At 74.2% G+C, this 24,355-nt stretch carries 25 protein-coding genes and 1 riboswitch; of the genes, 14 read left to right on the top strand and 11 right to left on the bottom strand.

All coding sequences use genetic code 11. From position 1 onward, the window contains the following. Positions 1-17: 17 nt before the first annotated feature. From ACTVZO_RS10570 to ACTVZO_RS10585, 4 genes are all read left to right on the top strand, one after another. Positions 18-1,046, top strand: coding sequence for a DEDDh family exonuclease (locus ACTVZO_RS10570; protein WP_443298130.1), 1,029 nt, complete (start codon positions 18-20; stop codon positions 1,044-1,046). An 86-nt stretch (positions 1,047-1,132) separates the two neighbouring features. After that, the gene (locus tag ACTVZO_RS10575) at positions 1,133-1,366 is read left to right on the top strand and encodes a hypothetical protein (RefSeq protein ID WP_362302298.1); all 234 of its coding nucleotides are present in this window, start codon (positions 1,133-1,135) and stop codon (positions 1,364-1,366) included. 101 nt (positions 1,367-1,467) lie between these two features. Further along, positions 1,468-2,274: an SURF1 family cytochrome oxidase biogenesis protein gene (locus ACTVZO_RS10580; RefSeq protein WP_443298131.1), complete on the top strand. Its 807-nt coding sequence runs from the start codon at positions 1,468-1,470 to the stop codon at positions 2,272-2,274. Positions 2,275-2,283: 9 nt separating this feature from the next. Then, on the top strand, positions 2,284-3,039 hold the full coding sequence (locus ACTVZO_RS10585; RefSeq protein ID WP_443298132.1) for an SDR family oxidoreductase: 756 nt from the start codon (positions 2,284-2,286) through the stop codon (positions 3,037-3,039). 70 nt (positions 3,040-3,109) lie between these two features. On the opposite strand, the gene amaP is transcribed toward ACTVZO_RS10585, so the two are convergent. The 8 genes from amaP to ACTVZO_RS10625 form a co-directional block, all read right to left on the bottom strand. Beyond that, positions 3,110-3,667, bottom strand: coding sequence for an alkaline shock response membrane anchor protein AmaP (amaP, locus tag ACTVZO_RS10590; protein ID WP_443298133.1), 558 nt, complete (start codon positions 3,665-3,667; stop codon positions 3,110-3,112). Between the two features lie 4 nt (positions 3,668-3,671). Further along, positions 3,672-4,298 carry a DUF6286 domain-containing protein gene (locus ACTVZO_RS10595; protein WP_443298134.1) on the bottom strand — a complete coding sequence of 209 codons (627 nt, stop codon included), beginning with the start codon at positions 4,296-4,298 and terminating at the stop codon, positions 3,672-3,674. Further along, on the bottom strand, positions 4,295-4,747 hold the full coding sequence (locus tag ACTVZO_RS10600) for a hypothetical protein (protein WP_443298135.1): 453 nt from the start codon (positions 4,745-4,747) through the stop codon (positions 4,295-4,297). Before ACTVZO_RS10600 ends, ACTVZO_RS10595 begins: the two co-directional genes overlap by 4 nt. 7 nt (positions 4,748-4,754) lie before the next feature. Continuing rightward, positions 4,755-4,940, bottom strand: coding sequence for a hypothetical protein (locus ACTVZO_RS10605; protein ID WP_384220896.1), 186 nt, complete (start codon positions 4,938-4,940; stop codon positions 4,755-4,757). A 17-nt stretch (positions 4,941-4,957) separates the two neighbouring features. Then, positions 4,958-5,389 carry an Asp23/Gls24 family envelope stress response protein gene (locus ACTVZO_RS10610; RefSeq protein ID WP_443298136.1) on the bottom strand — a complete coding sequence of 144 codons (432 nt, stop codon included), beginning with the start codon at positions 5,387-5,389 and terminating at the stop codon, positions 4,958-4,960. Between the two features lie 147 nt (positions 5,390-5,536). Next, complete coding sequence (locus tag ACTVZO_RS10615) at positions 5,537-6,316, bottom strand: enoyl-CoA hydratase/isomerase family protein (protein WP_443298137.1); 780 nt, start codon at positions 6,314-6,316, stop codon at positions 5,537-5,539. A 158-nt stretch (positions 6,317-6,474) separates the two neighbouring features. After that, positions 6,475-6,696, bottom strand: coding sequence for a helix-turn-helix domain-containing protein (locus tag ACTVZO_RS10620; protein ID WP_030010789.1), 222 nt, complete (start codon positions 6,694-6,696; stop codon positions 6,475-6,477). Positions 6,697-7,045: 349 nt separating this feature from the next. After that, positions 7,046-8,644, bottom strand: a complete 1,599-nt coding sequence (locus ACTVZO_RS10625) for an ABC-F family ATP-binding cassette domain-containing protein (RefSeq protein WP_385066646.1) — start codon at positions 8,642-8,644, stop codon at positions 7,046-7,048. 282 nt (positions 8,645-8,926) lie between these two features. Here ACTVZO_RS10625 and ypfJ point away from each other — a divergent pair, with 282 nt between their 5' ends. Together ypfJ and ACTVZO_RS10635 are read left to right on the top strand one after the other, a co-directional pair. Further along, on the top strand, positions 8,927-9,817 hold the full coding sequence (ypfJ, locus tag ACTVZO_RS10630) for a KPN_02809 family neutral zinc metallopeptidase (protein WP_443298138.1): 891 nt from the start codon (positions 8,927-8,929) through the stop codon (positions 9,815-9,817). Between the two features lie 60 nt (positions 9,818-9,877). Further along, a complete protein-coding gene (locus ACTVZO_RS10635) occupies positions 9,878-10,273 on the top strand; it encodes a VOC family protein (protein WP_443298139.1) in 396 nt (131 codons plus the stop codon). 36 nt (positions 10,274-10,309) lie between these two features. Here ACTVZO_RS10635 and ACTVZO_RS10640 read toward each other — a convergent pair whose 3' ends face one another. Next, positions 10,310-11,740: a hypothetical protein gene (locus tag ACTVZO_RS10640; RefSeq protein ID WP_443298140.1), complete on the bottom strand. Its 1,431-nt coding sequence runs from the start codon at positions 11,738-11,740 to the stop codon at positions 10,310-10,312. A 201-nt stretch (positions 11,741-11,941) separates the two neighbouring features. Then, positions 11,942-13,099 (bottom strand): alpha/beta hydrolase family protein, encoded by a 1,158-nt coding sequence (locus ACTVZO_RS10645; RefSeq protein WP_443298141.1) that lies wholly within the window; start codon positions 13,097-13,099, stop codon positions 11,942-11,944. Positions 13,100-13,420: 321 nt separating this feature from the next. Between ACTVZO_RS10645 and ACTVZO_RS10650 the strand changes: the two genes are divergently transcribed. From ACTVZO_RS10650 to ACTVZO_RS10680, 7 genes are all read left to right on the top strand, one after another. Then, positions 13,421-14,698 carry an inorganic phosphate transporter gene (locus tag ACTVZO_RS10650; RefSeq protein WP_443298142.1) on the top strand — a complete coding sequence of 426 codons (1,278 nt, stop codon included), beginning with the start codon at positions 13,421-13,423 and terminating at the stop codon, positions 14,696-14,698. Positions 14,699-14,726: 28 nt separating this feature from the next. After that, entirely contained in the window at positions 14,727-14,948 is a 222-nt protein-coding gene (locus ACTVZO_RS10655) for a hypothetical protein (RefSeq protein ID WP_384220875.1), read from the top strand. Positions 14,949-15,078: 130 nt separating this feature from the next. After that, a riboswitch (cobalamin riboswitch) is annotated at positions 15,079-15,229 on the top strand. Positions 15,230-15,266: 37 nt separating this feature from the next. Further along, positions 15,267-16,226, top strand: a complete 960-nt coding sequence (locus tag ACTVZO_RS10660; RefSeq protein WP_443298143.1) for a cobalamin biosynthesis protein — start codon at positions 15,267-15,269, stop codon at positions 16,224-16,226. Beyond that, on the top strand, positions 16,223-17,743 hold the full coding sequence (locus ACTVZO_RS10665) for a cobyric acid synthase (RefSeq protein ID WP_443298144.1): 1,521 nt from the start codon (positions 16,223-16,225) through the stop codon (positions 17,741-17,743). Before ACTVZO_RS10660 ends, ACTVZO_RS10665 begins: the two co-directional genes overlap by 4 nt. Before the next feature lie 166 nt (positions 17,744-17,909). Then, positions 17,910-20,024: a putative cobaltochelatase gene (locus tag ACTVZO_RS10670; protein ID WP_443298145.1), complete on the top strand. Its 2,115-nt coding sequence runs from the start codon at positions 17,910-17,912 to the stop codon at positions 20,022-20,024. Beyond that, positions 20,024-20,623, top strand: coding sequence for a cob(I)yrinic acid a,c-diamide adenosyltransferase (gene cobO, locus ACTVZO_RS10675; RefSeq protein WP_443298146.1), 600 nt, complete (start codon positions 20,024-20,026; stop codon positions 20,621-20,623). Before ACTVZO_RS10670 ends, cobO begins: the two co-directional genes overlap by 1 nt. A 5-nt stretch (positions 20,624-20,628) precedes the next feature. Then, positions 20,629-22,071, top strand: coding sequence for a cobyrinate a,c-diamide synthase (locus tag ACTVZO_RS10680; protein ID WP_443298147.1), 1,443 nt, complete (start codon positions 20,629-20,631; stop codon positions 22,069-22,071). A 2-nt stretch (positions 22,072-22,073) separates the two neighbouring features. Here ACTVZO_RS10680 and ACTVZO_RS10685 read toward each other — a convergent pair whose 3' ends face one another. Next, positions 22,074-22,799, bottom strand: coding sequence for a ZIP family metal transporter (locus ACTVZO_RS10685; protein WP_384220864.1), 726 nt, complete (start codon positions 22,797-22,799; stop codon positions 22,074-22,076). Positions 22,800-22,894: 95 nt separating this feature from the next. On the opposite strand from ACTVZO_RS10685, the gene cobC reads away from it, so the two are divergent. Beyond that, positions 22,895-24,316, top strand: a complete 1,422-nt coding sequence (gene cobC / locus ACTVZO_RS10690) for an Rv2231c family pyridoxal phosphate-dependent protein CobC (protein ID WP_443298148.1) — start codon at positions 22,895-22,897, stop codon at positions 24,314-24,316. The last annotated feature ends 39 nt before the right edge of the window (positions 24,317-24,355 follow it).

Here is a 24,355-nt window from a genome sequence, read left to right on the forward strand (position 1 = left end):
CGGGGCCGATATCCTCTGTGACCATGCTCGACGACCGTACGACCGCAGAGACGACGTGGCCGACCGCCTACCCGCAGGGGTACGCGGTCGTCGACGTGGAGACCACCGGACTCGCTCGCGACGACCGGATAGTCTCCGCCGCCGTCTACCGGCTCGACGCACAGGGCAATGTGGAGGACCACTGGTACACGCTGGTCAACCCGCAGCGCGATCCCGGGCCGGTGTGGATCCACGGGATCACCAGCGACATGCTCGGCGACGCACCGCTGTTCAAGGACATCGCCGAGGAGTTCGCGGGCCGGCTCGCCGACCGGGTGCTGGTCGCGCACAACGCCATCTTCGACTGGCAGATGATCGCCCGGGAGTACGCGCGGGCCGCCGAGACCGCGCCGGTCCGTCAGCGGCTGTGCACCATCGCCCTGTCGAAGGAACTGAACCTCCCGCTGCCCAACCACAAGCTGGAGTCGCTCGCCGCGCACTTCGGCGTGGTCCAGCAGCGCGCGCACCACGCGCTCGACGACGCCCGGGTGCTGGCGGAGGCGTTCCGTCCGTCGCTGCACGCGGCCGCGCGGGACGGCGTACGGCTGCCCCTGCTGGAATGCCGGCCGCTGACGGAGTGGTCCGACTCCCCCGCCACCCCGCGGGTCGGCTACCAGGCCTCCTACCGGGGCGGCGGCTGGCGGCCCTCGCGCAAGCGGCCGCCGTGCCCGCACCCGAACCCGGGGCGCTACGAGGACGGCAGTCCGCTGAAGCAGGGCATGCGGATCGCCTTCTCGGGCGACACCTCCGTGGACCGGGAGCTGCTGGAGGACCGCGCGGTCGAGGCGGGCCTGCACATCGCGACGAGCGTGTCGCGGCTCACCAGCCTGCTGGTGACGAACGACCCGGACTCGGCGACCTCCAAGACGGTCAAGGCGAAGTCCTTCGGCACGCCGGTCGTCGACGAGGCCGCCTTCACCCAGCTGCTGCGGGACGTGGCGGCAGCGGCGGAGGACGGCGCCCCGTCCGGCACCACGGACCGCACGGCGGACCGCACCGCGGACTGAGTCCGGTTGCTCCGGGCGGGTGCCGGCGCGGCGACTCACCCCGGTGGATCTTGTTCCTGTCCGCCGCCGTGCGCAGCATGCGGCGCATGGCACGTTGTGAGGTCTGCGGAAACGATTACGGCATGTCGTTCGAGGTGCACGCGCAGGGCGCCGTGCACGTCTTCGACTGCTTCTCCTGCGCCATTCACCGCATGGCGCCCATCTGCGAGCACTGCCGGGTCCAGATCATCGGACAGGGCGTCGAGGTCGAGGGGCAGTGGTTCTGCGGGGCGCACTGCGCCCGTGCGGAAGGGAAGGTGGGCGTCAAGGACCACGTCTGACACCGCGTCCCGCACCCTCCGCCCCCGGACCCGCCGCCCACCCGGCCCCGGACGGCCACCCGGCCGCCCGGGGCCGATCCGCTGGGGGTACCGTCGTGGGCGTGTACCGCTTTGTGCTGACCCGGCAGTGGGTGTGCCTCACCCTCATCGCCCTCGTCCTCATCCCCGTGATGATCAAGCTGGGGTTCTGGCAGTTCCACCGCCATGAGCACCGGGTCGCGCAGAACGGGCTGATCGAGCGGAACCTGCGGGCGAAGCCGGTCCCCATGACGGAGGTCACCTCCCCCGGCCACCGGGTCCCCCGCGCGGACTTCTGGCGGGCGGTCACCGCGACCGGCACGTACGACACCGCGCACGAGGTGGTCGTCCGGATGAGGACCGACAACGACGACAAGGTCGGCTTCCACGTCCTGACCCCGCTCGTCCTGGGCGACGGCCGGGCCGTGCTCGTCAACCGGGGCTGGGTCCCCGGCGGCGACGACCCCCGCGCGTACCCGCCGGTGCCGGCCGCCCCCGGGGGCGAGGTCACGGTCACCGGCCGCCTGAAGGCCGACGAGACCAGCGGCAGCAGCGGCATCAAGGACCGCAAGGGCCTGCCGGACCGCCAGGTCATGCTGATCAACAGCACCCAGCAGGCGCAGTACCTGGGCAGGCCCGTACTCGGCGGCTACCTGGAACTCACCTCACCGGCCCCGGCCGACGGCAGCCCCCAGCCGGTGGCGGAGCCCGACCACGACTCGATCGGCGCGCACATGGCGTACGCCGTCCAGTGGTGGCTGTTCGCGTCCGCGGTCCCGGTCGGCTGGGTGGTCCTCGTACGGCGCGAGAAGCGCGAGCGCGAGGAACAGGCGGCCGGATCCGGATCCGTATCCGGATCCGACGGCGAACGGGAGCCCGCGACGGCGTAGCGTGTCGGCATGGATCTTGGACTGAAGGACCGTGTCTACATCGTCACCGGGGCCACGCGCGGACTCGGCTTCGCGGCCGCCCGGGAACTGACCGCCGACGGCGCGCGCGTCGTCCTGACGGGCCGCGACGAGCAGCGGACGGCCGCCGCCGCGGCCGAACTCGGCCCGGACGTGGTCGCGGTGGCCGCCGACAACGCCGACCCGGCGGCGGCCGGACGGCTCATCGCGACCGCGCGCGAGCGCTTCGGACGCCTCGACGGCATCCTCATCAGCGTCGGCGGCCCCGCCCCGGGCTCCGCGCTGGACAACACCGACGAACAGTGGACGGCGGCCTTCGAGTCGGTCTTCCTGGGCGCGGTCCGCCTCGCCCGGGCGGCCGCCGCCGAGCTGGGCGAGGGCGGGGTCATCGGCTTCGTCCTGTCGGGCTCGGTCCACGAGCCGATCCCGGGCCTCACCATCTCCAACGGCCTGCGCCCGGGCCTGGCCGGCTTCGCGAAGTCCCTCTCGGTGGAGCTCGGCCCGCGCGGGATCCGGGTCGTGGGTCTGCTCCCGGCGCGGATCGACACCGACCGGGTGCGGGAGCTCGACGCGCTGTCCGGGGACGCGGCGGCGGCCCGCGCCGGGAACGAGTCCCGGATCCCGCTGCGGCGCTACGGCGCCCCGGAGGAGTTCGGCCGTACGGCGGCCTTCCTGCTCTCCCCGGCGGCCTCGTACCTGACGGGCGTCATGCTCCCGGTCGACGGCGGCTCCCGGCACGGCTTCTGACCCGGGGGGCCTGGCGACGCGCGGCCTGCCCGGCCTCCACGGGCTACCCGGTCTCCTCGGCCTACCCGGGCTAGGTGACGCGCTGGGCCTTGTGGGTCGTCACCTTCAGGCGGGCCTCCGCCGGCAGTCCGGCGAGGCCCGCCGAGGCCCGGGCGTGGGTCAGGACCGGGCCCGCGAGGGCGGCCAGCACATCGGCCGGGACGGCGTGGGGCTCCAGCTCCAGGGCGATGCGCAGGGCGGGCGACCCCCGGCGGCCGCGGAGCACGACCCGGCAGCGGGCGACCCCGTCCAGGGCGCCGGCCTCCGCGGCCACCGCCTCCTCCAGGGCCCGCCCCCGCAGCAGGGCGAACGCCCCGTCCCCGGTGCCGACCTCCACGGCCCGCAGCCTCGCGCGCCTGAGCTGGGACAGCAGCCACCACAGCGACAGCAGCACGCCCAGGCCGAGGCCGGCGATCACCGCCCACCACCACCAGCCCTCGGCGTGCCAGTACCTGCGCCGGGCCTCCTCGGTGAGCAGCGGCGCGTGACGGCCGGCCAGCGGCCAGGCGGCCGCGAGCACCGAGGCACCGGCCGCGAGCAGGACCAGGCCCGAGACGGCCAGCAGGATCCGGTTCACCACCCCGAGCATCCCGTCACCTCCTGACCCGGACGCGCCGGTGCGGCGGGTGCGCGAGGCCGAGTTCCCCGATGCCGACGGCGAGCACGGCGTCCAGGTCGGCCCGTACGTCGTCCAGTTCGCGGAAGTGCGAGGTGGCCCGGACCCCGACGTGGGAGCGGCCCACCTTCACCCGGACCGACCGCACCCCGGACACCTCCATGGCCCGGTCCCGCAGCACCTGCGCCGCGTCCTTGCGCCCGATGCCGGCGCGCAGCCCGGTGTCCGCGCCCGCGTCGCCGGCGCCCGCGTCCGCGTCCTTGTCCGTGTCCGGGGTCCGCATCGGCAGGATCCCGCGCAGTCCGGGAGCGAGCGCCAGCAGCAGGAGCAGCGCCCCGGCGACGGCCAGGACCCCGCCGCCCAACAGCACGCCCAGGTCCGCCGGAGTCTGCCGGTCCAGCTGCCGGGCGAGCTCGCGCCGCCAGCCCATGCCGGGCCGGCCGGCGCGCACGGCGGCCAGGTCGTACAGGAAGAGCCCCGCCACCCCCAGGACGGCGAGCGCGGTGAGCGCGGCCGGCACGCGGCGGGCGGAGCGGAACCGGCGGGCGCGGGGTGCGTACGGGGTCCGGGGGGCGTCGGGCGCCCGGGAGGTGGTATCCGTCACCGCAGCCGCCGGTCCCGTCCGGCGACGGGCCGGACGTGCGTGGAGTGCAGGTGCTCGATGTCGATGTCCACCTCGGGTACGGACATCGCCGCACACTGCTCGATCCGCTGGGCGACCTGCTGGCGTACGGCCGCGCACTGGGCGCCGAGGTCCGAGGGGTAGTCCAGCTCCAGGCTCACCCGTACCCGGGCGATGTCGTGGTGCACGGTGACGGTGGCGTGCGGGGCCGCGGCCCGGCCCGGCGGCGGCTCGGCGAGTGCCTCCCGGGCGGCCTGGGCCGCGATCTTGGCGACGACCCGGTCGGCGATGCGCGTGGCCCCCCGGTCGGCGGGGTCCACCCGGGGCGCGGTGGCCCGGGGCGGGGCGGCCGTGGGCGGAGCGGCCGTGGACGGGGTGGCGTCGCGGCGGCCGGGCGCGGGCGGGCCGGCCTTGGGCGGGATGCCGCTCATCGGCGCCTCACCCGCGCCGGTCGTCGCGGCGCCGGAACAGGTCCCCGGGTTCCAGGTCCCCGTCGAGGAACCGGCCGGCGACGAAGCCGATGGTGCCGAGCGCCGCCACCAGCAGGAAGGCTCCGAAGCCGCCGAAGTACCCGGCGAAGGCCAGGGCCATGCCGGCGAACAGGCCTGCGACCGCCATGCTCATTGCGTGGCTCCTCTCGGCTACTGGAGCCGGGACTCCGGCTCGTCGTCGGGCTCGTCGGGCAGCTTGACGTCGCTGACCGCGATGTTGACCTCGACGACCTCCAGGCCGGTCATCCGCTCGACCGCCGAGATGACGTTCTCCCGGACCGCCCGGGCGACGTCCCTGATCGACACGCCGTAGTCGACGACGATCTCCAGGTCGAGGGCGGTCTGGACCTCGCCGACCTCAGCCTTGACCCCACGGCTGACGGAGGCCTTCGCGCCGCCGGGGACGCGGTCCCGGACGGCGCCGAAGGTACGGGAGAGCCCGCTGCCGCTGCCCATGGCGTGTACGCCGACCACCTCGCGCGCGGCCAGTCCGGCGATCTTCTCGACCACTCCGTCGGCGATGGAGGTTCGGCCCCGGTCGGCGGGAGCCTTGCCGGGGCCGCCCGATGCGGATTCGGTCATCGCATGTCCCTTCGCGCGTACGGACACTCACTCCGCACCACGGTAAGCGCGCGGGGCCGCCCCCGCCGCAGGACGACGCCGACGAGGCGCAAGGATCCGGGGCTCCGCCCCGCGCCGGGGGCAGCGCCCCCGGCGACGGCGGCGCGGTCAGTCCGAGAGCCCGGCCAGGTCGCGCAGCCGGCGGGCCTGGGCGGCGCGCTCGGCGGCGCGCTGGTCGTCGTACGGCCGGGACTGGGCGGCGCGGAGCAGCGCCTTGGTCTCGATGACGGCGTCCCGCGGCGGTGCCAGCAGTGCGGTGGCGAGGTCCTGGACGGCGGCGTCGAGCTCGTCGGCGGGGACCACGAGGTTGGCCAGGCCCACCCGCTCGGCCTCCTCGGCGTGCACGAAGCGGCCCGTGGCGCAGATCTCCAGCGCACGGGCATAGCCGACCAGCGAGGTCAGCGGTTGGGTGCCGGCCAGGTCGGGCACCAGACCCAGGCTGGTCTCGCGCATGGCGAACTGCACGTCGTCGGCGACCACGCGCAGGTCGCACGCGAGCGCGAGCTGGAAGCCGGCGCCGATCGCGTGCCCCTGCACCGCAGCGACGGAGATGATGTCGTTACGCCGCCACCAGGTGAACGCCTCCTGGTATTCGGCGATCGTGGAGTCGAGCAGTTCGTCCGAACCGCGTGCCAGGTCGAGGAAGGACGGCTCGCCCTCGAAACCCTCGGGGGTGAACGCCTGCCGGTCGAGCCCGGCGGAGAAGGACTTGCCCTCGCCGCGCAGCACGACGACCCGGACGGTGCCCGGCAACGACCTTCCGGCCTCCGCCAAAGCCCGCCAGAGCGCGGGGGACTGGGCGTTTCGCTTGGCCGGATTGGTCAGTGTCACCGTGGCGAGCGAGTCGTCGACGGTGAGTCGTACGCCGTCCTTGTCGAGCAGAGTCATCTGTATGCCTCCGGTGTGCAGTCGGCCGCAAAGCCGGCCTAAGTGACTGCACAGTAACCACCCAGTCGACCGGGCGGTCGACCGGGGGTCACCGGAGGAAACGTCGGACCATGTGGAGCCTGTGGAACGTTCGAGCGTCGGAACCGTTGGGTCCGGGGTCAGGCCGTAGCCGCCTTCTTGCCCCGCGTCGCGCCACCGCGACCGCGCAGCGAAACCCCGGACTCACTGAGCATCCGGTGGACGAATCCGTAGGACCGGCCGGTCTCTTCGGCCAGCGCCCGGATACTCGCACCGGAGTCGTACTTCTTCTTCAGGTCTGCCGCGAGCTTGTCGCGCGCGGCGCCGGTTACCCGGCTGCCCTTCTTCAGAGTCTCGGCCACCCGTGCCTCCTCGTGGGAAGTGCGCTCTGGACTTCTCATGATCACCCCTCCCACGCTTCCTGGCCACCCATTCCGCAAGGTCGGTACGACCGCATTTCTCGAGGGGTGGACACCCGAGCAGAACGGAATCTTCTCTTCCGCCGCATGACCTCCGTCACACTCCGCCGCCCTCATGGGGAATCGCCAGGTCAGGGGCGGGAGCCGAGCAGACGAACGGCCCCGGTCGCGCACTCATGCGAGCGCGGCCGGGGCCGTCGTACGACGCGCAGCGGTACGAGACCGTCTCACTCAGATGATGGATCACCCCTGAGCCGAATGATCCATAAGGAATTGGATCAGGCGAGGTGGATCAGGCGAGGGCGACCAGGTCCCGGTAATCCGGACCCCACAGGTCCTCGACGCCGTCCGGCAGCAGGATGATCCGCTCCGGCTCCAGCGCCTCGACGGCGCCCTCGTCGTGCGTGACCAGGATGACCGCGCCCTTGTAGGTGCGCAGCGCGCCCAGGATCTCCTCGCGGCTGGCCGGGTCGAGGTTGTTCGTGGGCTCGTCGAGCAGCAGCACGTTCGCCGAGGAGACGACCAGCGTCGCCAGGGCCAGACGGGTCTTCTCACCGCCGGAGAGCACCCCGGCGGGCTTGTCCACGTCGTCCCCGGAGAAGAGGAAGGAGCCGAGGGTCTTGCGTACGGCGACCAGGTCGAGGTCGGGCGCGGAGGAGCGCATGTTCTCCAGGACCGTGCGCTCGGGGTCGAGGGTCTCGTGTTCCTGGGCGTAGTACCCGAGCTTGAGGCCGTGACCGGGGACGACCGTGCCGGTGTCGGGCTTCTCGGTGCCCGACAGCAGGCGCAGCAGGGTGGTCTTGCCGGCGCCGTTGAGGCCGAGGATGACCACGCGGGAGCCCTTGTCGATGGCCAGGTCGACGTCGGTGAAGATCTCCAGCGAGCCGTAGGACTTCGACAGGCCCTCGGCGGTCAGCGGGGTCTTGCCGCAGGGCGCGGGGTCCGGGAAGCGCAGCTTGGCGACCTTGTCGGAGACGCGGACGGCCTCCAGGCCCGCGAGCAGCCGGTCGGCGCGCTTGGCCATGTTCTGCGCGGCGACGGTCTTGGTGGCCTTGGCGCGCATCTTGTCGGCCTGCGAGTTCAGGGCCGCGGCCTTCTTCTCCGCGTTCTGGCGCTCGCGCTTGCGGCGCTTCTCGTCGGCCTCGCGCTGCTGCTGGTAGAGCTTCCAGCCCATGTTGTAGACGTCGATCTGGGACCGGTTGGCGTCCAGGTAGAAGACCTTGTTCACGACGGTCTCGACCAGGTCGACGTCGTGGGAGATCACGACGAAGCCGCCGCGGTAGTTCTTCAGGTAGTCGCGCAGCCAGACGATCGAGTCGGCGTCGAGGTGGTTGGTGGGCTCGTCGAGGAGCAGGGTGTCGGCGTCCGAGAAGAGGATCCGGGCGAGCTCGACGCGGCGGCGCTGACCGCCGGAGAGGGTGTGCAGCGGCTGGCCGAGGACCCGGTCCGGGAGGCTGAGGGCGGCCGAGATGGTCGCGGCCTCGGACTCGGCGGCGTACCCGCCCTTGGTGAGGAACTCGGTCTCCTGGCGCTCGTACTGCTTGAGCGCCTTCTCCCGGGTGGCGCCGGCGCCGGTGGCGATGCGCTCCTCGTTCATGCGCATCTTCTTGATCAGGACGTCGAGACCGCGGGCGGACAGGATCCGGTCGCGGGCCAGGACGTCGAGGTCGCCGGTGCGCGGGTCCTGCGGGAGGTAGCCGACCTCGCCCGAGCGGGTGATGGTGCCGGCCGCGGGCTGGCCCTCGCCCGCGAGGCACTTGGTGAGGGTGGTCTTGCCCGCTCCGTTGCGGCCGACCAGGCCGATGCGGTCGCCCTTGGCGATGCGGAAGGAAGCGGACTCGATGAGGATGCGGGCGCCGGCGCGCAGCTCGATACCGGTGGCGGTGATCACGGAAATGCTCCAGGGCGGTCGGGACGGCGGAAGGGGGGCAGGACGCGAGACTTCGACGCCGCTAATCCGCGAGGAGATTTGCCATGGGAGTCATTCTACCGGGGCTGTGCAACTGGTTTCCGGGCCGATGGGCGCCGCGGGCCCCCTCCCCGGTGTCCCCCGTACGGCCCATGGGGCGCACCGGCGGGCCGGGACGCACAACGGGATGAATGGGTTGATACTCGCCGCAGGGGAGGCCACGCGGCCCCGCTGGCTGGTCCCACGAGTGGAGGGCGGTGCGGCATGCAGTTCGACGACGACGCCAATCTGGACACTTCCGAGGTCAAGGACGTGCGCGGCAGCCGCGTCCCGGGCGGGAGGGCCACGATCGGCGGCGGCATCGTCGGGCTGATCGCGCTCGTCATGGGCCTCCTTTTCGGGGTGGGGCCCGAGCAGCTGGGGCTGTCCTCCGGCGATACGGAGCCGGCGCCCGCCGCGTCCTCCGTCAGCCAGGTGGAGCAGACCTGCAAGAAGGGGCGGGACGCGAACGCCCGGGAGGACTGCCGGCTGGTCGCCGTCGTCAACAGCACCCAGGACTTCTGGCGGCAGGAGTTCACCCGGCGCGGCGGCACCTACACCCCCGCGACCACGTTCTTCTTCAAGGACCGCGTGAACACCGCCTGCGGGGCGGCGACCTCGGCCGTCGGCCCCTTCTACTGCCCCGCCGACCGCCGGGTCTACCTGGACCTGGCGTTCTACAACGACCTGCGGACGAAGTTCGGCGCGAGCGGCGGCCCCTTCGCGCAGGCGTACGTGATCGCCCACGAGTACGGGCACCACATCCAGAACCTGACCGGGACGCTCCAGCGGGCCCAGGACGGGCGGCAGGGCGCGGCCAGCAACGCCGTCAAGGTCGAGCTCCAGGCCGACTGCTACGCCGGGGTGTGGGCGCACAACGCGACCCGCACCCCGGACGAGTCCACCGGCCGGCCGCTGATCACCCAGCTCACCGACGAGGACATCCGGGACGGCCTCGACGCGGCGGCGGCGGTCGGCGACGACCGGATCCAGGAGAAGGTCCAGGGCCGGGTGACCCCCGAGTCCTGGACGCACGGGTCGGCCGAGCAGCGCCAGCAGTGGTTCTACCAGGGCTACCGCACCGGCGACATGGCCCAGTGCAACACCTTCCGCTGACTGTCGGCGAGGCCTGCCATGCTGTGACGTGGGTCACCGTCACGAGAGGGAGTGATCGTCATGGCAGGCGTTCCGTCCATCTGCCCCACGCTGGTCTACCGCGACGCGAAGGCGGCCATCAAGCTGCTGACCGAGGCCTTCGGCTTCAGCCAGGTCGCGGTGTACGAGGGTGAGAACGGCGCCGTGGTGCACGCCGAGCTGGCCTACGGCAACGGCGTCGTGATGCTCGGCAGCAAGGGCACCGGCGGGGTCTTCGACAAGGCCATGGGCGAGGCCGGGCCCTCGGGGGTCTACGTCGTCGTCGAGGACGTGGACGCCCACCACCGCCGGGCCGTCGAGCACGGTGCGGAGATCCTGATGGAGCCCACCGACCAGGACTACGGCTCCCGCGACTACATGGCCCGGGACGGCGGGGGCAACATCTGGAGCTTCGGGACGTACGCGCCGCAGGTCTGAGACCCGCGGCGGGTACGTCCCCCCGGCCGTACGGGGCTACGCGCCGCCGGTGTGGACCTGGAAGGCGGCCCGGCGGACCGCCTTGGCGAGGGCGGGGTCGGGATGGGCGGCCGCCAGTGCGACCAGGACCTGCACGGTGCGCGGGTGGCCGACCGCGCGGACCTCGTCCAGCAGCCTGGGCACGGTGGTGCGGACGGCCGAGTCGAGGTGGCGGGCCAGCAGGTCGGCTTCGCCGTGGTCGGCGATGGCGGCCGCGGTGTCCACCCAGAGCCAGGTCGACTCCTCGGCGGTGAGGACGTCCTGCGCCTCGTCGGGATCGACCCCGTCGTGCTCGGCGAGCCAGAGCAGGGCGTAGGGGCGCAGGGCGGGCTCCCGTACGGCGGCGCGCACCTCGGGTTCGGCGGGGGCGCCGACCACGCGCAGCGCCTCGAAGGCGAGGCCGCGCAGCAGGGCGTCCTCGCCGCGGGCGGCGTGCAGGAGCTCGCTGACGGCGTGCCGGACGGGCCGGGCCGCGAGCCAGGCCTGGTACTCGGCGCGGGCCGGGCCCGGGGTGAGCCGGGCGCAGCCGTGCAGCATCGCGGCGGCGGACTGCTCGATGTTCCCGGCGGGGCTCTGCGCGGCCACGCAGATCTGCTCCAGCTTGACCCAGACCGCCCAGCTGCCGAGCGGGGTGAGCGCGGCCCGTGCGGGTCCGAGGGTGACGGCGTCCACGGCGGCGAGTCCGCCGAGCGCCCAGCGCAGCAGCCGGGCCAGCGGGGCCGGGGCGGGAGCGGCGGCGGAGGTGCCCGGCTCGTCCGTCCGGGCGGCCGCGGGCTCCGTGTCGTAGGGGACCTCGCACCGCTCGTCGCGCAGTTCGGTGACGCGCTGCCCGAGGAGGTCGAGGAGGTCGGGGACGGTCACCGGTCCGGCGGAGAGCTGGAGCAGGGACAGCAGTTGGGGCATCGCCTCGACGACCTCGGCGACGGCCGCGGGGGCGATGTCGGCGGGGGCGGGGTGCACGAGGGACCAGGCGTCGAAGAGGGCGACCCAGCCGCGCAGTACGGCGGTGTCGTCGCGGTCCCAGGCGCGCAGGCGCCAGCCGGGCCGGGCGTGGCCGCCGTGCACCTCGACGAGACCGGCGAGGCGGGCGCGGTCCCAGCCGACCCTGATCTGGCCGTGCGTCAGGTTCAGTTCCCCGGCGGCGCGTTCCACGTCCTGCGGGCGGAGGGCGCCGGTGGGGGCGGGGCTGCCCCCGTCGCCGGCGCCGAGGTTGAGCTCGGCCCAGCGGGTCAGGCGTACGGCGTCGGCGAGCGAGGCCCGTGCCCGGTTCGCGAGGTCGGCCGTGGCGGGGGTGCCCGCCGGGGGCCTCGGGGCGGGCCGGGTGCGCCGGTCCGTCACCGCCTTGCGTGCCGTACTGACGGACCTCGGGTAGACGAGGCGGAGTCTGGAGTCGCGAGCCAACTGCTCATCAGGCTTTCGGGACGTCACGGAAGCAGTCTCGCCCGTCACTGGCCGAAAGCCCAAACGGAACCAGCCGTTTCCAAGGCAGCCCCGAGGTGCAGACCGGGGCAACTCACCCGCAGGTCTCCGGTCGCCACATCCCCTTCACATGAACGGCCGTGCGAAAGGCCGGAAGAAGGGCCGGAGGAGCGGTCACACGAGCGGTCGTATGAGAGGTGACCCGAGGCGTCACATGAGGGGGGTGAGGAAGCGGCGCAGGGCCTCCTCGTAACCGGCCTGGTCGGCGTTCCACATGGCGCCGTGGCCCGCCTCGCGCACGGTGTGCAGGGTGACGAGGTCGGGACGGGCGGCGGCGAGCCGCAGCGAGGGTTCCCAGGGGGCGAGGGTGTCGTCCGGGCCGTGGAAGACCAGGACGGGGACGCGCAGCGCGCCCGGGTCGGCCAGGGGCGGCCGGTGGTCGGCGCGCAGTCCCGCGCGGCTCTCGGCGGCCCGTACCGCGAGCGGGAGCACCGGGCCCGGGGTGTGGCGTGCCGCGGCGAGCGCGCGCAGGGTCGCGTGCCAGTCGAGCACGGGCGAGTCCAGCACCAGCCCGGAGATCCGGCCGGCCAGCGCCGAGCGTTCGGCGGCGCGCAGGGCCATGGTGGCCCCGGTGGACCAGCCGTGCAGGATCACGCGGCGGGCGCCGTAGCGCAGGGCGTAGCGGATGGCGGCGTCCAGGTCCCGCCACTCCGACTCGCCGAGGTGGCCGAGGCCGTCCGGGGAGGCGGGGGCGCCGAGGTCACCGCGGTAGGCGAGGTCCAGGACGGGCAGCCGGTGCCGGTGCAGGAAGGGCATGACCACCATCGGGTGCTCCCGGCCGGAGCCGAGCCCGTGCACGGTGATGACCCAGGTGTCGCGGGCCCCGGGCACGAACCAGGCGGGCAGCGCGCCGAGCTCCCCGGGGACGTCCACGTCGGCGTGCTCGAGCCCGAGGGCGGTGCGCGGGTTCCCGAGGTGGACCTGGGGGGTCAGGGTGACGCGGGTGCCGGGGTGGAGGCTGCCGTGGGTGACGGCGAGGAGGCGGCGTACGACGGTGTCCGGGTCGTGCTCGGCGTCGGGGAGCACGGACCCGACGACGGCGTGCACGCCGGGGGCGTCGAGTCCGTACGTACCGGGGCGCAGGGCGCCGAGCCCGGGGGCGCCCCCGGCCGGGGGCCGGGGGAGGGTCAGCACGACCCGGCCGGCGTCGGCGGAGTGGACGCTCAGGCGCGGGCTGCCCGGCAGCGGGTGCCCGGGCTCGGGCCGCAGGGCCGCGCCGGCGGCGTACCGGCCGGCCGCGACCGCGGCCACGCCGGCGCCCAGGAGGCTCGTGGTGACGGCCGCTGCCGTCGCTGTCGCGGTACGCACGGCTCCAGTGTCGAGGCGCGGGCTTCGGCGGGCCACCGGAGGCGATCGTTCCGACCACGGCCGGCAGGGACCGGCAGGGAGGTGATCTAGCTCTCTTTCGGCACCCCGGGCGGGTCGGCCGACCTGCCTGAGCTCCCTCGCGGAGGGGTTCGTTCACCCCGCTTTGACGTGCATTTATCGAGACTCTTACGTCAGAATCGGGATGAATGACCCGATCATGCCCGGCGCGGGGACACCATTAGGTCCGCGTCAGTTCACCTTCCGTTCATCCAGGTTGCCTACGGTCGCCGAGCCACTGACGTCAAACAGAAGCCTGGGTAAATGGAGCACATAACGCTTCTCCTCGGGATCGTGATCATCACCGCTCTCGTGTTCGACTTCACGAACGGTTTCCACGACACAGCCAATGCGATGGCCACCACCATCTCCACTGGCGCCCTCAAGCCCAAGACGGCGGTGGCCATGTCCGCCGTGCTCAACCTCGTCGGCGCTTTCATGTCCGTGGAGGTCGCCAAGACGATCTCCAAGGGACTGGTCAACGAGGAAGGCATCCAGCCAGAGGTGATCTTCGCCGCCCTGGTCGGCGCGATCCTCTGGAACCTCCTGACCTGGCTGGTCGGCCTGCCCTCCAGCTCCTCGCACGCCCTGATGGGCGGCCTGATCGGTGCCGCGGTCGCCTCGGCCGGCCTCGGCGCGGTCAACGGCGACACGCTCGTCACCAAGGTGCTCATCCCGGCGATCGCGGCCCCGCTCGTCGCCGGTCTCGCGGCGATGCTGGCCACGAAGGTCACCTACAAGTTCGGCAACAAGGTCGGCGAGAAGACCTCGGCCAAGGGCTACCGCGCCGGCCAGATCGCCTCGGCCGGACTCGTCTCCCTCGCGCACGGCACCAACGACGCGCAGAAGACGATGGGCATCATCACCCTGGCGCTCATCGCCGGCGGCGCGATCGCGCCCGACGCGAACCCGCCGGTGTGGGTCATCCTCTCCGCCGGTGTCGCGATCGCGCTCGGCACCTACCTGGGCGGCTGGCGCATCATCCGCACCATGGGCAAGGGCCTGACCGACCTGCAGCCGCAGCAGGGCTTCGCCGCCCAGACCTCGGCCGCCACCGTCATCCTGGCCTCCTCGAACCTCGGCTTCTCGCTCTCCACCACCCACTCGTGCTCCGGCGCGGTCATGGGTGCGGGCCTGGGCCGCAAGGGCGGTGTGGTCCGCTGGTCCACCGCGACCCGCATGTTCATCGCCTGGGGCCTGACCCTGCCGGCCGCGGCCCTCGTCTCCGCGGGCGCCGAGCTGGTCATGCGCACCGGTGACATCGGCATCGCCGCCGTCACGGTGTTCCTGATCGGCTCCTGCCTCGCCATCTGGCTCGTCTCGCGCCGTCAGGTCGTCGACCACACCAACGTCAACGAGGTAGACGACGCGCCGGCGGACGCCACCGCGGAGGCGGGTGTCGTCACCACGGCGATCGCGGCCGTCACCGTCCCGCCGACCACCGCCGCCGCCGGTACCACCGCCGCGGTGACGGACGAGGACCTCAAGGCCACCATCCCGGCCTCGACCGCGACGCCTGCGGCTCCGGCCGCGGCGGTCTGACCCCGAGAACGACAGAGGAATCAGCGGTATGAAGATCGACTGGGAAGCACTCGGCTCCGTGTTCGGGGTCAGCCTCTCCGCCACCGTCGCCCTCGTGGCCCTGTTCACCCTCGGCCTGGTGGGCCTGTCCAAGCACGAGGCCGCCACCGAGCGGGGCGGCGCGGCCACCCTGGCCCGCAGCGGCGCCTACGCCTGCTTCGCGCTCTGCGCGGCGGCCGTGTCCTACGGGATCTACCTGATCGTCGTCTGACACGTCACGTGTGAAGGCTCCCCCCGGGTTCCCCGGGGGGAGCCTTCGTGTACCCCCGCCCCCTCCCCCGCCCCCCTTCCCACCGCTGCCCCGCCGCTGCCCCGCCGCAGGTCAACGGCGAGTTGACGGGCCTTCGCGGTGCGTGGTGGACTGCCCGAGCCAATACGGCGGCATGGAGAGGAAGTCCGGTGCGAATCCGGCGCGGTCCCGCCACTGTCACCGGGGCACTCGGCCGAGTGCGACCCGGAAGCCAGGAACTCTCGCCGCCGGACACGTCGAACCAGGGCGCGGACCCTGAGTGAGGACATACCTGCCACCATGCGTGCCGATCGCGTCTTCGCGTACGGCGTCACGGCGGGCCTGATCGGCGACCGGATTCTCGGGGATCCGCGCCGAGGGCACCCCGTGGCCGCCTTCGGACGAGCCGCCGCCGCCGTCGAGCGCGCCCTGTGGCGCGACGACCGCGCCCGGGGCCTCCTGCACACCCTGGTCTGCGCCGGGGGCGCGGCCGCCGTCGGCGCGCTGGGCGCCCGCGCCGTGCGCTCCCGGCCCGCGGCGGCCCGTATAGCCCTGACCGCCGCCGCCACCTGGGCCGTCGTGGGCGGCACCTCGCTGGGCCGGGAGGCCCGCGCCATCGGCGGCGCGCTCGCCGCCGGCGACGCCGAGGTGGCCCGCGAGCGGCTGCCGCACCTGTGCGGGCGCGATCCGGAGGCCCTGGACGAGCAGCAGATGGCCCGAGCCGTCGTGGAGTCGGTCGCGGAGAACACCTCCGACGCGGTGGTCGGGGCCCTGGTGTGGGGCGCCGTCGCCGGCGTCCCCGGGCTGCTGGCCTTCCGCGCCGTGAACACCCTGGACGCGATGGTCGGCCACAAGTCCCCCCGCTACCTGCGCTACGGCTGGGCCTCCGCCCGGCTCGACGACCTGGCGGGCTGGCCGGGGGCCCGGCTGACCGCGCTGGCCGCCGTGGTGGCCGGACCCGACCGGCGGGGAGCCGTACGGGCCTGGCGCGCGGACGCCGCCGGACACCCGAGCCCGAACGCCGGGCCGGTGGAGGCCTCCTTCGCGGGGGCGCTCGGCGTACGGCTGGGGGGCACCCTGGCGTACGGCGGCCGGGTCGAGCACCGGGCGGTCCTCAACGGCGGGGCGGGGCGGCCCGTGGAGGTCGCGGACATCGAGCGGGCGGTACGGCTGTCGCGGCGGGTGACCTGGCTGGCGCTGGGGACCTGCGTCGCGGCCCGCATGCTGGTCTCGCGTACATCACGGAGGGGGCGCGCATGAACGGCGCGAAGCGCGGCGGCGGACTGCTGGTCGCCGGAACCACATCGGACGCGGGCAAGAGCGTGGTCACGGCGGGCATCTGCCGCTGGCTGTCCCGGCAGGGCGTGAAGGTGGCGCCCTTCAAAGCGCAGAACATGTCGCTGAACTCCTTCGTCACCCGGGAGGGCGCCGAGATCGGCCGCGCGCAGGCGATGCAGGCGCAGGCGGCCGGCGTGGAGCCGACCGCGCTGATGAACCCGGTCCTGCTCAAGCCCGGCAGCGACCGCAGCAGCCAGGTGGTGCTGCTGGGCAAGCCGGTGGGCGAGATGAGCGCCCGCGGCTACCACGGCGGCAGGCAGGAGCAGCTGCTCGGCATCGTCACGGACTGCCTGGAGCAGCTGCGGGGCACGTATGACGCCGTGATCTGCGAGGGGGCGGGCAGTCCGGCCGAGATCAACCTGCGCCGGACCGACATCGTGAACATGGGCATCGCGCGGGCCGCGCGGTTCCCGGTGGTCGTGGTCGGGGACATCGACCGGGGCGGGGTCTTCGCCTCCTTCTTCGGCACGACGGCCCTGCTGTCGGCGGAGGACCAGTCGCTGATCGCCGGATACCTGGTCAACAAGTTCCGCGGCGACGTCTCGCTGCTGGAGCCGGGCATGGAGATGCTGCGCGGCCTGACCGGGCGGGCCACGTACGGGGTCCTGCCCTTCCGGCACGGGCTGGGCATCGACGAGGAGGACGGGCTCCGGGTCTCCCTGCGGGGAGCGGTACGGGAGTCCGTGGTGGCGCCGCCGGTGGGCGCGGACGTGCTGCGCGTCGCGGTGTGCGCGGTGCCGCTGATGTCGAACTTCACGGACGTGGACGCGCTCGCGGCCGAGCCGGGGGTCGTGGTCCGGTTCGTGGACCGGGCCGAGGAACTGGCCGACGCGGACCTGGTCGTCGTGCCGGGCACCCGGGGCACGGTGAAGGCCCTCGCCTGGCTGCGCGAGCGCGGGCTGGCGGACGCCCTGGTCCGGCGGGCCGCCGAGGGGCGGCCGGTGCTCGGGATCTGCGGCGGGTTCCAGGTGCTGGGCGAGCACATCGAGGACGAGGTGGAATCGCGGGCGGGCTCGGTCGACGGCCTCGGGCTGCTGCCCGTACGGGTCCGCTTCGAGCGGGAGAAGACCCTGGCGCGGCCGGTGGGATCGGCGCTGGGCGAGCCCGTGGAGGGGTACGAGATCCACCACGGCGTGGCGGAAGTCCTGGGCGGTACGCCCTTCCTGGACGGCTGCCGGGTCGGATCGGTGTGGGGCACCCACTGGCACGGCTCGCTGGAGTCGGACGGCTTCCGCCGGGCGTTCCTGCGGGAGGTGGCCGCCGCGGCCGGGCGGCGCTTCGTCCCCGCCCCGGACACCTCGTTCGCCTCCCTGCGGGAGGCACAGCTGGACCTGCTGGGCGACCTGATCGAGGAACACGCGGACACGGACGCCCTGCTGCGGCTGATCGAGACCGGAGCCCCGGCGGGCCTGCCCTTCCTCCCGCCGGGCGCCCCGTGAGCCCGTCGATCCCCGCAGGGGCAGGGAGCAGAGGAACAGTTCGATCACGTGCTCGTGCAGCAGCGGGCCATCCCCTCCACGGCGGGGAGCAGACGACCAGCATGACCGAGGACGGCCCGGGCGCCACGTGCACCGGGCGCGGTCCACTCGAAGGAGTGATCAGCGGATGAGCACCACCCACTTCCCGTTCACGGCCGTGGTGGGCCAGGACGACCTGCGACTGGCACTGCTGCTGAACGCAGTGAGCCCGGCTGTGGGCGGTGTACTGGTGCGCGGCGAGAAGGGGACCGCCAAGTCGACCGCCGTGCGCGCGCTGTCGGCGCTGCTGCCGCAGGTGGACGTGGTCCCCGGCTGCCGGTTCTCGTGCGCGCCGGCCGCGCCCGACCCGGCCTGCCCGGACGGCCCGCACGACCCCGGCCCCGGCCGGGCGCGGCCCGCCCGCATGGTGGAGCTGCCCGTCGGGGCCTCCGAGGACCGCCTCGTCGGGGCCCTCGACATCGAGCGGGCCCTGGCGGAGGGCGTGAAGGCCTTCGAGCCCGGCCTGCTCGCCGACGCGCACCGCGGCATCCTGTACGTCGACGAGGTCAACCTGCTTCACGATCATCTGGTCGACGTCCTCTTGGACGCCGCCGCGATGGGGGCCTCGTACGTCGAACGCGAGGGCGTCTCCGTCCGGCACGCCGCACGGTTCCTGCTCGTCGGCACCATGAACCCCGAGGAGGGCGAGCTGCGCCCGCAGCTCCTGGACCGCTTCGGGCTCACCGTCGAGGTCGCCGCCTCCCGCGAGCCGGCCCAGCGCGTCGAGGTCGTGCGCCGCAGGCTGGCGTACGAGGACGACCCGGCCGGTTTCGCGACGCGCTGGGCCGATGACGAACACGAGGTCCGCGCCCGGGTGGTGGCGGCGCGGGCCCTGCTCCCGCAGGTCCGGCTCGGGGACACCGCGCTGCTGCGGATCGCGGCGACCTGCGCGGGCTTCGAGGTCGACGGCATGCGGGCGGACATCGTGATGGCCCGGACCGCGACCGCGCTGGCCGCCTGGGCCGGCCGGACCGAGGTGCTGAAGGAGGACGTGCGGCAGGCCGCGCTGCTGGCGCTCCCGCACCGGCGGCGGCGCAACCCCTTCGACGCGCCGGGCCTGGACGAGGACAAGCTGGACGAGATCCTGGACCGGTTCGAGGACGAGGAGCCGGACAACGAGCCCGACCCGGAGCCGGAGGGTCCGGACGGCAGCGGCCCGGACGACCACGGCCCGGACGACAACGGCGGCGGCCCCGACGGCGGCGGGGTGCCCCCGCAGGGCAACGGCCCCCAGACCTCCGGCGACGCCCCGCCCGAGTCCACCGAGAGCGCGCCCGCGGACGCCCCCGAGGCCCCGCAGCCCTCCGCCCAGGACGCCGGCGGGCCCGAACAGGCCGCCGTACGGGCCGCGGAGCCGTTCCGGACCAAGATGCTGAGCGTGCCCGGCCTCGGCGAGGGCGCCGCCGGGCGGCGTTCGCGCGCCCGTACCGCCCACGGCCGGACCACCGGCGCCCAGCGCCCCGCCGGTCAGCTCACCAAGCTGCACCTGGCGGCCACGGTGCACGCGGCCGCCCCGCACCAGAAGGCGCGCGGGCGCGACGGGCGCGGCCTGGTGATCCGCAAGGACGACCTGCGCCAGGCCAGGCGGGAGGGCCGCGAGGGCAACCTCGTCCTCTTCGTCGTCGACGCCTCGGGCTCGATGGCCGCGCGGCAGCGGATGAGCGCCGTCAAGGGCGCCGTGCTGTCGCTGCTCCTGGACGCCTACCAGCGCCGGGACAAGGTCGGCCTGATCACCTTCCGCGGGGCGACGGCGGAGCTGGCGCTGCCCCCCACCTCCTCGGTGGACGCGGCCGCGGCGCGGCTGGAGCAGCTGCCGACCGGCGGCCGCACCCCGCTGGCCGCCGGGCTGCTGAAGGCCCACGAGGTGCTGCGGATCGAGCGTCTGCGGGATCCCTCGCGACGGCCGCTGCTCGTGGTCGTCACCGACGGTCGGGCCACCTCGGCCGGCGCGGTCGGCGGCGATCCGCGCGAGCTGTCCGGGCGCAGTGCGCGGCTGCTGCGGGCCGCGGGAGTGGCGTCCGTGGTCGTGGACTGCGAGTCCGGGCCGGTCCGGCTGGGGCTGGCGGGGGTGCTGGCCGGCGATCTGGGCGGGCCCGCCGTGACCCTCGACGGGCTGCGGGCCGACTCGCTGGCCGGGCTCGTGAAGAACGTACGTACCGCAGTGTCATCTTCCGCTTCCGACAGCAACAGGAGGGCCGCGTAATGCCGCAGGGACAGCCGACCGTCGTTCCGGACGACGGGCTCACGACGCGCCAGCGCCGCAACCGTCCGCTCGTCTTCGTCCACACCGGCCCCGGCAAGGGCAAGTCCACGGCGGCCTTCGGGCTGGCGCTGCGCGCCTGGAACCAGGGCTGGCCGATCGGGGTGTTCCAGTTCGTCAAGTCGGCGAAGTGGAAGGTCGGCGAGGAGAACGCGCTGAAGGTGCTCGGCGCCTCCGGCGAGGGCGGCTCCGTGGTCTGGCACAAGATGGGCGAGGGCTGGTCCTGGGTGCAGCGGGACGCGCAGCTCGACAACGAGCAGGCGGCCAAGGAGGGCTGGGAGCAGGTCAAGCGGGATCTGGCGGCCGAGACCCACAAGCTGTACGTGCTCGACGAGTTCGCGTACCCGATGCACTGGGGCTGGATCGACGTCGACGAGGTCATCGAGGTGCTGCGCGGCCGCCCCGGCACCCAGCACGTGGTGATCACCGGCCGCAACGCGCCGGAGAAGCTGCTGGAGTTCGCGGATCTCGTCACCGAGATGACGAAGGTCAAGCATCCGATGGACGCCGGTCAGAAGGGCCAGAGAGGCATCGAGTGGTGACGTCCGTGAACGTGCCCCGGCTGGTCGTGGCCGCGCCGTCGTCCGGCAGCGGCAAGACCACCGTGGCCACGGGTCTGATGGCGGCCTTCTCGGAGCGCGGCCTCGCCGTGTCCCCGCACAAGGCCGGCCCCGACTACATCGACCCCGGCTACCACGCGCTGGCCACCAGCCGTCCGGGCCGCAACCTCGACGCCTTCATGTGCGGGCCGGAGCTGGTCGCTCCGCTGTTCGCGCACGGGGCGGCGGGGTGCGACCTGGCGGTGGTGGAGGGCGTGATGGGCCTCTACGACGGGGCCGCTGGCCGGGGTGAACTGGCGTCGACCGCGCAGGTGGCGAAGCTGCTGCGGGCGCCGGTGGTGCTGGTCGTCGACGCCTCGTCGCAGTCGCGGTCGGTGGCGGCTCTGGTGCACGGCTTCGCCTCCTTCGATCCGCAGGTGCGGCTGGGCGGCGTGATCCTGAACAAGGTCGGCTCCGACCGGCACGAGGTGATGCTGCGGGAGGCCCTGGAGGAGGCCGGCATGCCGGTGCTCGGCGTGCTGCGGCGGGCTCCGCAGGTGGCCGCTCCCTCGCGGCACCTGGGTCTGGTGCCGGTCGCCGAGCGGCGGGCCGACGCGCTGGCCGCGGTCGCGGCGCTGGCCGAGCAGGTCCGGGCCGGCTGCGACCTGGACGCCCTGATGGCCCTGGCCCGCACGGCCCCGGCCCTGGACTGCGAGCCGTGGTCCGCGGTGACCGCGCTGGCGCGCGGCGGGGGCCCCGCCCCGGACCCCGCCCGTCACACGCCGGACGGGCTGGAAACGGCCGGTGCACTCGCTCCGGGGAGCCTCGGCTCAGCCACCGGCCGGCGGCCCGTCGTCGCCGTCGCGGGCGGGGCGGCGTTCACGTTCTCCTACGCCGAGCACGCGGAGCTGCTGACCGCCGCCGGGGCGGACGTGGTCGCCTTCGACCCGCTGCGGGACGAGGCCCTGCCCGAGGGAACCTCCGGCCTGGTGATCGGCGGCGGGTTCCCCGAGGTGTACGCGCCCGAGCTGTCGGCGAACGAGCCGCTGCGCGGGGCCGTGGCCGCGTTCGCCGCGGGGGGCGGACCCGTGGCAGCGGAGTGCGCCGGGCTGCTGTACCTCGCGCGGTCGCTGGACGGGAAGCCCATGTGCGGGGTGCTCGACGCCGAAGCCCGGATGTCGGAGCGCCTCACCCTGGGGTACCGCGAGGCGGTGGCGGTCTCGGACAGCGCCCTGGCGGCGGCCGGAACCCGGCTGCGCGGGCACGAGTTCCACCGGACGGTGGTCGAGCCCGGCTCCGGTACGACGCCCGCGTGGGGGTTCATGCACCCGGAGCGCCGCGTCGAGGGATTCGTACGGCAGGGCGTGCACGCCAGCTACCTGCACACGCACTGGGCGGCGGAGCCGTCCGTAGCCCTGCGCTTCGCCGGGGCGGCGGCTGCCCGGCCGTGAGATCACTCCGCGATGCCCACCACGAGCCAGATCCCGGCCACCCCGCCCACCGTGCACATCAGCGTGGACAGGGCGGGGTGTTCGTGGTGCGCCTCGGGCAGGATCTCGGCCGCCGCCAGGTACAGCAGGACCCCGCCGAAGAAGCCGAGGTACGCGCCGAGCGGTTCCTCCGGAAGGGTGAACAGCAGAGTGGACGCGGCGCCCACGACGGGGGCCGCGGCGTCCGCGAAGAGCATCATCAGCGCCTTGCGGCGGGCGTTCCCGTACAGCCTGGTCAGTGTGTACGTGTTGAACCCGTCGGCGAAGTCGTGGGTGATGACGGCCAGCGCCACGGCCACGCCCATGCCGCCCCCGACCTGGAAGGCGGCCCCCAGGGCCACTCCGTCGGCGAGGCTGTGGCCGACCATCGCGGCGGCCGCGGTGAGGCCGACCTGCGGGACCCGGGCGCCGTCCTCCGCCCCGTGTGCGGCCTGGCGTACGGCGAGGAGGCGTTCCACGACGTGCGCGACGAGGAACCCGGCCACGAAGAGCAGCAGGGCGAGCGGGACGCCGAACACCTCCCGGCCCGCCGCGTGCAGGGCCTCGGGGAGCAGGTCGAGGCCGACGACGCCGAGCATCAGCCCGCCCGCCAGTCCCAGCACGAGGTGGCGGCGGTCGGTGACGCGCTGCGCCGTCCATCCGCCCGCCAGGGTCATCAGGAAAGCGCCCAGTGCCACGATCACGGCCATGTGCCCCTGAATACCGAGTCCCGGGCCCGCGCGCACTTCCGCGTCCGGGTGGCGGGCGGCGGACTGTTGACGATGACTACGCAGGGAGGGCCCCGGTGGGCGAGTACGTGACACAGCTGGTGGTCGGGGTCGGCGGACGTGCGGGGGTTTCCGTGGCGGAGGTCTGCGCCCTGGTCGAGGAGACGCTGCGGGGGGCCGGGCTGGCCTCGGCGGCGGTGACGGCGCTGGCCACGGTGGAGTCGAAGGCGGCGGAGGCGGGGCTGACGGGCGCGGCGGAACGTTTCGGCGTACCGCTCATCGGCTATCCGGCCGCGCAGCTGGCCGCGATCACCGTGCCGCATCCGTCGGAGGCGGTGCGCAGCGCGACCGGCGCTCCCTCGGTGGCGGAGGCCGCGGCCCTCGCGGGCGGCGGTGAACTGCTCGTGCCCAAGCGCCGGTCGGTGGCCGCGACCTGCGCGGTGGCCACGGTGCGGTCGCACGACCTGCGCCACCACGGCGACGCCGAGGTCGTCGACGCGGGCTCCGGCCTGGTGGACCTCGCGGTCAACGTCCGGGCGGACACGCCCCCGGAGTGGCTCAAGCAGCGGCTCGCCGCCTCCCTGGGGGAGCTGTCCGCCTACCCCGACGGCCGGGCCGCGCGCGCGGCGGTGGCGGACCGGCACGGGCTGCCGGTCGAGCGGGTGCTGCTGACGGCCGGGGCCGCAGAGGCGTTCGTACTGATCGCGCGGGCGCTGGACGCCGTGCGCCCGGTCGTGGTGCATCCGCAGTTCACCGAGCCGGAGGCGGCGCTGCGGGACGCGGGCCACCGGGTGGAGCGGGTGGTGCTGGCCGCGGCGGACGGGTTCCGGCTGGACCCGTCGGCGGTGCCCGAGGAGGCGGACCTGGTGGTGGTCGGCAACCCGACCAACCCGACGTCGGTCCTGCACCCGGCGGCCTCGCTGGCCGCGCTGGCCCGGCCGGGCCGGATCCTGGTGGTGGACGAGGCGTTCATGGACGCGGTCCCGGGCGAACGGGAGGCTCTGGCCGGACGGACGGACCTGCCGGGGCTGGTGGTGCTGCGGAGCCTGACGAAGACGTGGGGGCTGGCGGGGCTGCGGATCGGCTACGTACTGGCCGAGCCGGAGGTGATCGCGAAGCTGGCCGCGGCGCAGCCGCTGTGGCCGGTGTCGACGCCCGCGCTGGTGGCGGCCGAGGCCTGTGTGGCTCCGGCGGCGCTGGCCGAGGCGGAGGAGGCCGCGCGGCGGATCGCGGTGGACCGGGCCCATCTGCTGGCCGGTCTCGCGGAGTTCGACGAGGTCACGGTGGTGGGGGCGGCGCAGGGGCCGTTCGTCCTGATCCGGGTGGCGGGCGGCGCGGAGGTCCGCACCCGGCTGCGCGCGCTGGGCTTCGCCGTGCGCCGCGGGGACACCTTCCCGGGGCTGGACGGGTCCTGGCTGCGGCTGGCGGTCAGGGACCGGGCGACGACGGGCCGGCTGCTCCAGGCGCTGGACCACGCCCTGGCGCTGGCCGCGCGCTGAGCGGGCATCCGGCCGGGCCGGGTGTCCCGAGCGGGGTGC

The sequence above is a fragment of the Streptomyces sp. IBSNAI002 genome, assembly GCF_052244475.1.
Classification (GTDB): domain Bacteria; phylum Actinomycetota; class Actinomycetes; order Streptomycetales; family Streptomycetaceae; genus Streptomyces.